Annotated in this window: 8 protein-coding genes; 6 read left to right on the forward strand and 2 right to left on the reverse strand. The window is 58.3% G+C overall.

Annotated elements, in window-relative coordinates; translation table 11 throughout:
- Nucleotides 1–63: 63 nt before the first annotated feature.
- The gene (locus PMYSY11_RS15610) at nt 64–519 is read right to left on the reverse strand and encodes a DUF411 domain-containing protein (RefSeq protein ID WP_150547369.1); all 456 of its coding nucleotides are present in this window, start codon (nt 517–519) and stop codon (nt 64–66) included.
- Nucleotides 520–673: 154 nt separating this feature from the next.
- Between PMYSY11_RS15610 and PMYSY11_RS15615 the strand changes: the two genes are divergently transcribed.
- Nucleotides 674–988, forward strand: a complete 315-nt coding sequence (locus PMYSY11_RS15615) for a DUF7693 family protein (protein ID WP_150549595.1) — start codon at nt 674–676, stop codon at nt 986–988.
- 332 nt (nt 989–1,320) lie between these two features.
- Nucleotides 1,321–3,129, forward strand: a complete 1,809-nt coding sequence (locus PMYSY11_RS15620; RefSeq protein WP_150547370.1) for a monovalent cation:proton antiporter-2 (CPA2) family protein — start codon at nt 1,321–1,323, stop codon at nt 3,127–3,129.
- Nucleotides 3,130–3,201: 72 nt separating this feature from the next.
- Here PMYSY11_RS15620 and PMYSY11_RS15625 read toward each other — a convergent pair whose 3' ends face one another.
- Nucleotides 3,202–4,215, reverse strand: coding sequence for a zinc-dependent alcohol dehydrogenase family protein (locus tag PMYSY11_RS15625; RefSeq protein WP_090508867.1), 1,014 nt, complete (start codon nt 4,213–4,215; stop codon nt 3,202–3,204).
- A gap of 213 nt (nt 4,216–4,428) precedes the next feature.
- Here PMYSY11_RS15625 and PMYSY11_RS15630 point away from each other — a divergent pair, with 213 nt between their 5' ends.
- The 4 genes from PMYSY11_RS15630 to PMYSY11_RS15645 all read left to right on the forward strand — a co-directional run bounded on the left by PMYSY11_RS15630 (nt 4,429) and on the right by PMYSY11_RS15645 (nt 11,352).
- Nucleotides 4,429–5,343 carry a LysR family transcriptional regulator gene (locus tag PMYSY11_RS15630; protein WP_090508868.1) on the forward strand — a complete coding sequence of 305 codons (915 nt, stop codon included), beginning with the start codon at nt 4,429–4,431 and terminating at the stop codon, nt 5,341–5,343.
- A 184-nt stretch (nt 5,344–5,527) separates the two neighbouring features.
- Complete coding sequence (mexE, locus tag PMYSY11_RS15635; RefSeq protein WP_069899439.1) at nt 5,528–6,775, forward strand: multidrug efflux RND transporter periplasmic adaptor subunit MexE; 1,248 nt, start codon at nt 5,528–5,530, stop codon at nt 6,773–6,775.
- Between the two features lie 12 nt (nt 6,776–6,787).
- Nucleotides 6,788–9,961, forward strand: a complete 3,174-nt coding sequence (locus PMYSY11_RS15640) for an efflux RND transporter permease subunit (RefSeq protein WP_069899440.1) — start codon at nt 6,788–6,790, stop codon at nt 9,959–9,961.
- The gene (locus PMYSY11_RS15645) at nt 9,958–11,352 is read left to right on the forward strand and encodes an efflux transporter outer membrane subunit (RefSeq protein ID WP_150547371.1); all 1,395 of its coding nucleotides are present in this window, start codon (nt 9,958–9,960) and stop codon (nt 11,350–11,352) included. The genes PMYSY11_RS15640 and PMYSY11_RS15645 overlap by 4 nt, the downstream gene beginning before the upstream one ends.
- Nucleotides 11,353–11,387: the final 35 nt, after the last annotated feature.

Genomic DNA, 11,387 nt, shown 5'->3' on the forward strand with positions numbered 1-11,387 from the left:
CTGGGATTTGAGGGTGTCGAAGAAGTGTCGAGCAACAAAGCTCATCCAAGCTAAGACCGGCAATCAACGCGCGGGATAATCGGCAACGACCTGCTCTGCCCCGTCCTTCCTCAGGCCAATGACCTGATAAGCCTGCTGTACGTCGCCCATCTCCATGCCCGGTGATCCTGCCGGCATGCCCGGAACCGCGATGCCAACAAGATCGGTGCGTTTGGCCAAATCGATGACCTGTTGCGCCGGCACATGGCCTTCTACAAACTTGCCGTTGATAACGCCGGTGTGGCAGGCCGACAGGCGCGGCGGTACGCCAAGTTGTTGTTTGACGGCGCTCATGTCTGGCTCGATGTGATCGACCACGGTGATACCGTTGGACTCAAGGTGTTCGATCCATTTTTTACAGCAACCGCAGTTGGCGTCGCGGTGTACATCAATGGTCAACGCCTCGCTGGCCTGAACGATGGATGACACCAGCATCGTCGCCAATAACAATGCGCGTGCGCCTTTACGTTTTGCTTGCATGCTGATGCTCCTGACCACGGGTCCAAGATTAAAGAGTCTAATGAACAGCGCGCCGCTATCATGCAGAAAAACAGCCTGAAAAAACCTTGCAGGCATCATGAAATCACAAGCTTAGCCGAGTAAATCGTTCAGGAAGACTGCTGTGAATAATCCCATGCCGATAAATGCCCGCGAGGTTTATCAGCTGCTTAAAGACGCCGCGATTGGTAGCCGCGATTGGCGTCTGATTAAGCGCGAACCGCAGAGCGACTCAAGCCAGCAACTCGCTACCGTCGAGATCGATAGCTGGCAGTTGAAGTTGCTGGTCGATGCCGGGCATCTCGCCCACTGCCAGCACTGCACAGCCGCCGATGGGCGCCACGCTTCACTTGAAAGTTGGCAGCGCCGCGGCACTGATCCGCTCGAGTTTCTCAGCGTTTGGGAACGCACCCAATTGGAGCGACTGCTCACACCTGACTCAACGCTATAACGCGCCTCGCCCGGCAGCACAGCCCCTGTTCCCGGATAATCGTTTAATCCGCACGGTCATGTGCGCCAACATGCGCCTGATCTTGGGGTTAGAAAAACGCTAACAACTGCGCGGCAACCGTCCAGGCTCAGCGCAAATCGCAAGCAGCCGTTAAACTAGGCAACGCCTATGCACACCTCAAAACCTGCTCGGCTGCCAAAACCTGCCGAGAGCGCAGCGTGGTGCCCACGGCGACTCATCTGCGCCCCAGCGCTAGCAATATCGGCCTTACACGTGCCTAGTTAGCCCGGCCATATGGGCGTTTAGGCAACACCAAAACCAAGGAAATTGCCATGCATGAAGGATCAAGCGTACTGCAAATCATTGTGGTGTTTTTAGTTGCCGCCGTGGTTGCAGTGCCATTAGCCAAACGCCTGCAACTGGGCGCGGTTTTGGGCTATTTGCTGGCGGGCGTGGTCATTGGCCCTTCGGTACTCGGTTTGGTCAGCGACCCGCAAAGCGTCGGCCATATCTCCGAGTTGGGCGTGGTGTTATTGCTGTTCATCATCGGCCTCGAACTCTCTCCCCGGCGTCTCTGGCTGATGCGCAAAGCGGTGTTTGGCGTCGGCATGGCGCAGGTGCTGCTCACCGGATTACTGATTGCGCTGGTGGCCATGTATGCCTTTGGCCAGTCACTGAACACCGCGGTGGTTCTTGGCCTGGGGCTGGCGCTTTCATCCACCGCCCTGGGCTTGCAAATGCTCGCCGAGCGCAAGGAGCTGAACAAACCCCACGGCCGTCTGGCCTTCGCCATTCTGCTGTTTCAGGACATCGCCGCAATCCCGCTGATTGCGCTGGTTCCCATCCTCAGCGGCACCAGCGACATGAGCATGCACGCCAGCGATACCGGCCAGGTGCTGAAAGTGCTCGGCAGTATCGGCGTAGTGGTCGTTGGCGGGCGGTATCTGTTGCGGCCAGTGTTTCGCATCGTCGCCAAGACCAATTTGCAGGAAGTCTCCACCGCCACCGCGTTGCTGGTGGTAATCGGCACGGCCTGGCTGATGGAACTGGCAGGCGTGTCGATGGCACTCGGAGCTTTCCTTGCAGGCTTGCTGCTGGCGGACTCGGAATACCGCCATGAACTCGAATCGCAAATTGAGCCGTTCAAGGGGCTGCTGCTTGGCCTGTTCTTTATCAGCGTGGGCATGACCGCAGACCTCGGCTTGCTGCTCTCCAATCCGCTGATGGTACTGGGGCTCACGGCGCTGTTGGTGCTGTTAAAGCTGCCGGTGCTCTATGCGGTCGGCCGTCTGGCCGGTGATCTGGATCGTCAGGGCGCCTTGCGTTTGGGCATTGTGCTGGCAAGTGGCGGTGAATTCGCTTTCGTGGTGTTCCAGATCGCCAACGACAACGGTATGTTTGCCCCGAACGTACACAGCCTGCTGATACTCGCCATTACGCTGTCGATGGCAATGGCACCGCTGCTGATGCTGCTGACCAGCCGCTTGAGCAAGCCGCAGCCAGTGAGCGAGCCCGAGGTGCCGGATGAATACCGCAACATGGACAGTGACGAGCCACGTGTGGTCATTGCCGGTATGGGCCGGATGGGCCAGATTGTCGCGCGTATATTGCGCGCCCAGCGTGTGCCCTTTGTCGCACTGGACACCGAAATCGCCAGTATCGAGCTGCAACGTAGCATCGGTAATATGCCAATCTTTTATGGCGACCCGCTGCGCCCGGAAATCCTCCGCGCCGCTCAGGTCGGCAAAGCTGAGTTTATGGTGGTAGCCAGTGATGATCCCGACACCAATTTCAAGGTGGTCGAGCTGGTCCGTACCCTTTACCCGCATGTCAAAGTCATTGCCCGTGCGCGCAACCGGTATAACGTCCATCGCCTGATCGACCTTAAGGCGCAAGTGGTCCGCGAAACCTTCTTCTCCAGCCTCGAAATGAGCCGCCTGACGCTAATCGGCCTGGGCCTCAGCGAAGAGCAAGCCAGCTCACGGGTGCGCCGCTTCCAGCGTCATGATGAAGAAGTGCTGGCCGCCCAGCAGAAGGTGCACGGCGACAAGGCTGCGCTGATGCAAACCGCCAGAGAGGCCCGCGCCGAACTCGAAACCCTGTTCGACAGTGACGCTATCGAGCCCAACGGTTTGAAGTAAACCCGCCAGCTTTTCATGCACATACAAAAACGCCCTGAACATGTCAGGGCGTTTTTAATCCAGCACCAGGCTTCAGACGTTAAGCACCACACGGCCACGGCTCGGGCAAGTGCTCATGTACTGATGCGCGGCGCCAACCTTGTTGAATGCAAAGCTTTTATCAATCAGCGGTTTCAGCAAGCCGTCCGCCGTCAGCTGATTGATGCCTTGCAAGGCTTTGGCCACCGCCGCTTTATCCTGCTCGATGCCCAACTCCTTTTTACCGGTAAAGTTACCGATGCAGTGAACAAAGAACTGAATGTTCTTCTGGAACGCTGCACAGGCCGGGAATGGTGTTTCATTACCGCCCTGCAACCCGTACAACACCAGACGCCCGCACGGCGCCAAAGCATCGCCAAGCAGGCACATGGTCGGCCCACCCAAGGCATCCATGACGATATTGACGCCACGGTTGTCGGTCAGCTTGTTGATACGGGTCACCAGATCCTGCTCTTCGGTGACAATTACATGATCAGCGCCAAGCTCGCGGACAAAATCGCGGTCTTCAGCATCGTCAATCGCGGCGATCACTTGCCCGCCCAGTGCTTTGGCCATTTGTACGACGTACGGCCCCCAGCACTTGTTGGCAGCCGTCACCAATACGGTTTCACCCGCCTTGATGCGCGCCAACTCGACCAGACCAAACCAGCCGACCATTGATGGCAGAAAGTGCACACTGGCCTGTTCGGCAGTCAGGTTGTCGGCGTAGCGCGTCACAGAACCACGCGGCAACACCACTTCGTCCGCATACGCCGGATAGTCATTGGGGCTGTGCGCCGGGAAGCTGGCGACCTTATCGCCAACAGCCAGATCATCTACACCCTCGCCGACGGCCAGAATCACGCCCGCGACTTCGAAGCCCAAACCCGCTGGCAATTGTGCGGCTGTTGGCGCCAGATTCTGCCGCCACAGTACGTCGTGCCAGCTGACTCCGATTGATTCGACGCCGATCAACACTTCGCCAGCGGCAGGCGCAGGGCGCGAGCGCTCTTCGATTTTGAGGACGTCTGCCTCGCCAAACTGATGGAAACGGATGATACGGGACATCAAAAACCTCTTCGGTTGACCCCTTTAGACTCAAACTTTATAGGGCCTTTGTCAGTAACACCATCTGCCTGTAGTAATACTGATCATGCTTGGCGATGATGTTACCCCTGTCCAATATTAACCGCTTGCGCGGCTATATTGCTAAAGCGAAATGCGCCGCAATGGCCAGAAGTGCGCAATAATCTGCACAGACAATGCCTGAATGGATGCCGGATGAACCGTAACGATCTCCGCCGAGTAGACCTGAATCTTCTGATCGTGTTCGAAACGTTGATGCATGAGCGCAGCGTTACCCGCGCAGCCGAGAAACTGTTTCTCGGCCAGCCGGCGATCAGCGCATCGCTGTCACGCCTGCGCGGCCTGTTCGACGATCCGCTGTTTGTGCGCACCGGCAGAAGCATGGAACCCACTCCGCGTGCGCAGGAAATTTTCAGCCTGCTATCTCCCGCGCTCGACTACATTTCCACGGCTGTTAGCCGCGCGTCTGAATTCGACCCAACCACCAGCACGGCGGTGTTTCGCATCGGCCTGTCGGATGACGTGGAGTTCGGCCTGCTACCACCGCTGATCAAACGTTTGCGCGCCGAAGCGCCGGGCGTGGTACTGGTCGTACGGCGCACCAACTACCTGTTAATGCCCGGCATGCTGTCATCCGGCGAAATATCGGTGGGGGTTTGCTACACAGAAGACCTGCCCGCCAACGCCAAGCGCAAAGTGGTGCGCCGCAGCCTGCCTAAACTGCTGCGCGCCGACAGTGTGCCGGGGCCGTTGTCGCTCGACGACTACTGCGCGCGGCCACACGCACTGGTTTCATTTGCAGGCGACCTCAGCGGCTTTATTGATGAAGAACTGGCAAAACTCGACCGCAAACGCCGGGTTGTTCTGGCGGTGCCGCAGTTCAATGCGCTTGGCCCGCTGCTAAGTGGCACCGACATTGTCGCCAGCGTACCGGATTACACCGCAGCGGCACTCACGGCGGCTGGAGGCCTGCGCACGGAACCGCTGCCGTTTGAGAGTAAAACATTCGAATTACACATGGCCTGGCGCGGTGCACAAGACAACGATCCGGCCGAACGCTGGCTGCGCTCGCGAATTCAGATGTTTGTTGGCGACCCGGACAGCCTGTAAAGCGCACCATCAAGGTGCGCAACTTAATAAACTATTACGCCTTCGCCCTACTATTGGTCGGTGACAATATTGGGTATCTCATAATCATTTTCAACGATAGTAAGTTTCGCGCCGTTCGATTCGTTCAAGACCGCAGCCCGCCGCAAAATCCGCCCATTCAATAAACCCACGGGCGGGGATCATCATGGAACAGCCAAACACCAAGATCTGGCATCTTCCACTTGCAGTGCTTGCAGCAGTCGTACTCAGTGCATGCGGAAAAACCGAACAAACCTCACAACAGCAGCACGCCGCTAAAGTCAGCGTTGCTGAAGTTATCGAACAACCAATCAACGAATGGGATGAGTTCACCGGCCGCCTTGAAGCGCCTGAGTCGGTCGAAATTCGCCCGCGTGTTTCCGGCTTTATCGACAAGGTCGCTTTCGCCGAAGGCAGCCTGGTAAAGAAAGGCGACCTGCTCTTTCAAATCGATCCACGCCCCTTCAATGCAGAGGTCAAACGCCTCGAAGCCCAGCTCAATCAGGCTCGCTCTGCGTATGCCCGTACGCGCAGCGAAGCACAGCGCGGCGAGCGTTTGCGCAAGAGCAATGCAATTTCCGCCGAACTGGCAGACGCCAGAACCAGCAGCGCCCAGGAAGCACAGGCCAATGTTGCCGGTATTCAGGCCGAACTGGATAACGCGCGTCTCAACCTGAGTTTTACCCGCGTTATTTCACCGATTGACGGGCGCGTAAGCCGCGCGGAAATCACCGCTGGCAATCTGGTGACGGCCAGCGAGTCGCTGCTCACCTCGGTGGTCTCAACCGACAAGGTTTACGCCTATTTCGATGCCGACGAGCAGACGTTCCTCAAGTACGTGGATCTGGCGCAAAAGGCCGGTAAGAACACACGCGACGCCAGCCCGGTGTATCTGGGCCTGTCCAATGAAAGCGACTTCCCACACCTCGGCAAACTGGACTTTCTGGATAACCAGGTCAATCCGCAAACCGGCACCATTCGCGGTCGCGCCGTATTCGACAACAGCCAAGGCGAATACACACCGGGCCTGTACGCACGCCTGAAGCTGGTGGGCAGCAATACCTATTCGGCGATGCTGATTCAGGACGAGGCCGTCGGCACCGATCTGGGCAAGAAGTTCGTGCTGGTGCTCGCGGATGACAACACCGTGAATTACCGCGCCATCGAATTGGGCCCCAAGGTCGAAGGCCTGCGCGTTGTGCGCAGCGGTCTGGCCAAAGGCGACAAGATTGTCGTCAACGGCTTGCAGCATGCCATGCCCGGCTCAACGGTAGACCCGCAGAAAGTCGCCATGGCCGATGAAGAAACACTGGCCAGCCTTGCCCGTATTCGTCAGCAAGTGGACTCGACCGTCAACACGGCCGAAGGCATCGCCGAGCGCCCTGCTCAACCCAACGCAGCACCCCGCGGTTAAGAGTAGAGACCCATGAATTTTTCTCAGTTCTTTATCAAACGGCCCATTTTCGCAGCGGTTCTGTCGCTGCTGATCTTGATAGCCGGCGCAATATCCCTGTTTCAACTGCCGATCAGCGAATACCCGGAAGTCGTGCCGCCAACGGTTGTGGTGCGCACCAGCTTCCCCGGCGCCAACCCCAAAGTAATCGGCGAAACTGTCGCCTCACCGCTGGAACAGGCGATTGTTGGCGTTGAAGGCATGCTTTATATGTCGTCACAGGCCACCTCGGATGGCGCGCTGACGCTAACCGTGACATTCGCCCTCGGCACCGATCTCGACAACGCCCAGGTTCAGGTGCAAAACCGCGTAACGCGAACCATGCCAACCTTGCCAACCGAGGTGCAGCGCTTGGGTGTGACGGTCGATAAAGCCTCGCCCGACCTGACCATGGTGGTGCACCTGACATCGCCGGATAACCGTTACGACATGCTGTACCTGTCGAACTACGCCGCGCTAAACGTCAAAGACGAGCTGGCGCGCCTCGACGGTGTCGGTGATGTACAGCTGTTTGGTCTGGGCAACTATTCGCTTCGTGTGTGGCTCGACCCGAACAAGGTGGCCTCGCGCAACCTCACGGCGACCGATGTGGTCAACGCGATACGCGAGCAGAACCGTCAGGTTGCCGCCGGCTCATTGGGTGCGCCGCCAACCTCGAGCGACAACAGTTTTCAGTTGTCTATCAACACACAGGGCCGGCTGGTCTCTGAGGAAGAGTTTGAGAACATCATTATTCGCGCCGGCGAAAACGGTGAGATCACCCGCCTCAAGGACATCGCCCGGGTAGAACTTGGCTCCAGCAAATACGCTTTGCGCTCGTTGCTGAACAACAAGCCTGCTGTCGCGATTCCGGTGTTCCAGCGCCCCGGCTCCAACGCCATCGAAATCTCCGATTCGGTGCGCGAACGTATGGCAGAGCTGAAAAAGAGCTTCCCGCAGGGCGTCGACTACGAGATCGTTTACGACCCGACCATCTTCGTTCGCGGCTCCATTGAAGCCGTGGTGCACACCTTGCTGGAAGCACTGGTGCTGGTGGTATTGGTAGTCATTCTGTTCCTGCAAACCTGGCGCGCCTCGATCATTCCGCTGGCTGCTGTGCCGGTGTCGTTGATCGGTACGTTCGCGGTCATGCATTTAATGGGGTTCTCACTCAACGCGCTTTCACTATTTGGCCTGGTACTGGCGATCGGTATCGTGGTGGATGACGCCATCGTCGTGGTGGAAAACGTCGAGCGCAATATTGGCCTGGGCAAATCCCCGGTCGAAGCCACCAAGCAGGCAATGAAGGAAGTCACCGGGCCAATTGTCGCCACGGCATTAGTGCTCTGCGCGGTGTTCGTGCCCACGGCGTTTATCTCCGGCTTAACTGGCCAGTTCTATCAACAGTTTGCCTTGACCATTGCCATCTCGACGGTGATTTCGGCATTCAACTCGCTGACGCTCTCACCCGCGCTGGCAGCGGTTCTGCTGAAAAGCCACGATGCGCCCAAAGACCGCTTTTCGCGCGGGCTTGAGCGGGTCTTTGGCGGCTGGTTGTTCACCCCGTTCAACCGTATGTTCGAGCGCGCCAGCCATGGTTACGTAGGCACTGTGACCCGTGTACTGCGCAGTAGCAGCATTGCCATGCTGACCTACGGCGGCTTGATGATTCTGACCTATTTCGGTTTCGCCACCACGCCCACCGGCTTCGTTCCGCCGCAGGATAAGCAATACCTGGTCGCCTTTGCCCAACTGCCGGATGCGGCCAGCCTTGATCGCACCGAAGATGTGATCAAACGCATGTCGCAAATTGCCAGTGAGCATCCCGGTGTCGAGAACACCGTGGCGTTCCCGGGTCTGTCGATCAACGGTTTTACCAACAGCCCGAACAGCGGAATTGTGTTCACCCCGCTGAAACCATTCGATGAACGCAAAGACCCGAGCCTCTCGGCCAGCGCGATTGCTGCCGACCTTAACGCCAAGTTTGCCGATATTCAGGATGCCTACATTGCGATTTTCCCACCGCCGCCGGTACAGGGCTTGGGTACGATTGGCGGTTTCCGCGTGCAGGTGCAAGACCGTGGCGGCCTCGGTTATGACGAGCTGTACAAGCAGGTTCAGAACGTTATTGCCAAGAGCCACGACTACCCGGAGCTGGCAGGTCTGTTCACCAGTTATCAGGTGAATGTGCCGCAGATCGATGCCGATATCGACCGCGACAAGGCCAAGACCCACGGCGTGGCGATCAGCGATATCTTCGACACCATGCAGGTGTATCTGGGCTCGCTGTACGCCAATGACTTCAACCGTTTTGGCCGCACCTATCAGGTTAACGTGCAGGCAGATCAGAAGTTTCGTGTCGATGCCGACCAGATCGGTCAGCTGAAGGTGCGCAACAACCGTGGCGAAATGGTGCCGCTCTCGACCTTTATCAAGGTCAGTGACAGCGCAGGGCCGGATCGGGTCATGCATTACAACGGCTTCATTACCGCTGAAATCAACGGCGGCGCAGCACCCGGCTATAGCTCGGGGCAAGCGCAGGCAGCGATGGAGCGTTTGCTGGCTGAGCAACTGCCAAACGGCATGAGCTACGAATGGACCGAGCTGACCTATCAGCAGATCTTGGCGGGCAATACGGCGCTGTTTGTTTTCCCACTCTGTGTGTTGCTGGCGTTTCTTGTGCTGGCCGCTCAGTACGAAAGCTGGAGCCTGCCACTGGCGGTGATCCTGATTGTACCGATGACCCTGCTTTCGGCCATTACCGGGGTGATTCTGGCGGGTGGCGACAACAACATCTTCACCCAGATCGGGCTAATCGTATTGGTCGGTCTGGCCTGTAAGAACGCGATTCTGATTGTTGAGTTCGCCAAGGAGAAACAGGAAGAAGGCATGGACCGAGTCAGCGCGGTACTCGAAGCCTGCCGCCTGCGTCTGCGGCCGATTCTGATGACCAGCTTTGCCTTCATCATGGGCGTTGTACCACTGGTAATCAGCTCCGGTGCCGGTGCCGAAATGCGCCATGCAATGGGTGTCGCGGTGTTCAGCGGCATGCTCGGTGTGACCTTCTTCGGTCTGCTGCTCACGCCCGTGTTCTATGTATTGCTGCGCGGCTTTGTCGAAAAACGCGAAGCCAGGCGCGCGTTGCGTTTGCAGGAGGTGCAGGCATGAAACTGAAATTATTCGCCCCCGCACTGCTCGCGCTGGCAGTCTCGGCCTGTGCCGTCGGCCCGGACTTCAAGCAGCCGGAAAACAGCCCGGCGCAGCTCTCCCAGATAGCGGCGGGTCGATATGACCAGAAGCGCTTTGAAACGCTGTGGTGGCAACAGTTTGAAGACCCGACGCTGAACAAGTTGGTTGCGCAGTCGTTGCAAAGCAACCGTGAACTACGCGTGGCCTTCTCCCGTCTGCAAGCCGCGAGGGCAATTCGCGATGACGTGGCCAATGACCGCCTGCCGACCATTACCAGCCGTGCCAGCAGCGACATTGGCAAGGCGCAACAACCCGACATCAGCGAAGACAGAGTGAAGACCGAGCGCTACGACCTTGGTCTGGACATGGTCTGGGAGCTGGACCTGTTCGGTCGTATCCAGCGCCAACTGGAAGCCAGCGATGCACAGATAGAAGTCGCCGAAGCGGATTACTATCAGTTGCAGGTGAGCCTGATCGCAGAACTGGTCGATGCGTATGGCAGCTTGCGCGGGGCCCAGTTACGCGAGCATATCGCCCGCGAAAACCTGAAGAACCAGCAAGAGTCACGCGGCATCACCGAACTGCTGCGCGACGCGGGTGTGGGCAGTGAACTCGATGTGCTGCGCGCCGATGCACGGCTGGCAGCGGTTGAGGCCAGCGTGCCGCAACTACAGGCCGAGCAGGTGCGTGCGCGAAACCGCATCGCCACCCTGCTCGGCCAGCGCGCCGACCAGATGAGTATTGATCTGACGCCGCAGCCAATCCCGGCAATCGCCAAGGCATTGCCCATTGGCGACCCGGCCGAACTGCTGCGCCGCCGGCCGGATATTCGCTCAGCCGAGCAGAGCCTTGCAGCGGCAACCGCCAATGTTGGCGTTGCCACCGCAGACTTGTTCCCACGGGTCAGCCTCAGCGGTTTCCTTGGTTTCACCGCAGGCCGTGGCTCGCAAATCGGTGCATCGGCAGCACGTGCCTGGGCGGTATCGCCGACCATCAGTTGGGCAGCGTTTGATCTGGGCAGCGTCCGGGCCAGGATTCGCAGCGCCAATGCCCAAGCGCAAGGTGCATTGGCGCAGTACGAGCAACAGGTATTACTGGCACTGGAGGAATCGGAAAACGCCTTTAGCGACTACGCCAAACGCCAGCAGCGCCTGCTCGCATTAATTCGCCAATCCGAAGCCAGCCGCGCCGCAGCCGAACAAGCTGGCGTGCGTTATCGCGAAGGCACGGTGGATTTCCTGGTATTGCTCGATGCAGAGCGCGAACGGCTGGCAGCGGAAGACTCTCAGGCGCAAGCCGAAGTCGAGTTATATAGCGGTATCGTTGCCATCTACAAAACCCTCGGTGGCGGCTGGCAGCCAAACAGCTGATCGCCACGCCTCACGAGAAAACCCTGCAAGCCCCG

Source organism: Pseudomonas marincola (genome assembly GCF_900682675.2).
Taxonomy (GTDB): domain Bacteria; phylum Pseudomonadota; class Gammaproteobacteria; order Pseudomonadales; family Pseudomonadaceae; genus Aquipseudomonas; species Aquipseudomonas marincola.

Bases quoted from the DNA above. Each gene is read 5' to 3' on its own strand.
- PMYSY11_RS15610 (WP_150547369.1), bottom strand. From the start codon at position 519: ATGCAAGCAAAACGTAAAGGCGCACGCGCATTGTTATTGGCGACGATG.
- PMYSY11_RS15615 (WP_150549595.1), top strand. From the start codon at position 674: ATGCCGATAAATGCCCGCGAGGTTTATCAGCTGCTTAAAGACGCCGCG.
- PMYSY11_RS15620 (WP_150547370.1), top strand. From the start codon at position 1,321: ATGCATGAAGGATCAAGCGTACTGCAAATCATTGTGGTGTTTTTAGTT.
- PMYSY11_RS15625 (WP_090508867.1), bottom strand. From the start codon at position 4,215: ATGTCCCGTATCATCCGTTTCCATCAGTTTGGCGAGGCAGACGTCCTC.
- PMYSY11_RS15630 (WP_090508868.1), top strand. From the start codon at position 4,429: ATGAACCGTAACGATCTCCGCCGAGTAGACCTGAATCTTCTGATCGTG.
- mexE (WP_069899439.1), top strand. From the start codon at position 5,528: ATGGAACAGCCAAACACCAAGATCTGGCATCTTCCACTTGCAGTGCTT.
- PMYSY11_RS15640 (WP_069899440.1), top strand. From the start codon at position 6,788: ATGAATTTTTCTCAGTTCTTTATCAAACGGCCCATTTTCGCAGCGGTT.
- PMYSY11_RS15645 (WP_150547371.1), top strand. From the start codon at position 9,958: ATGAAACTGAAATTATTCGCCCCCGCACTGCTCGCGCTGGCAGTCTCG.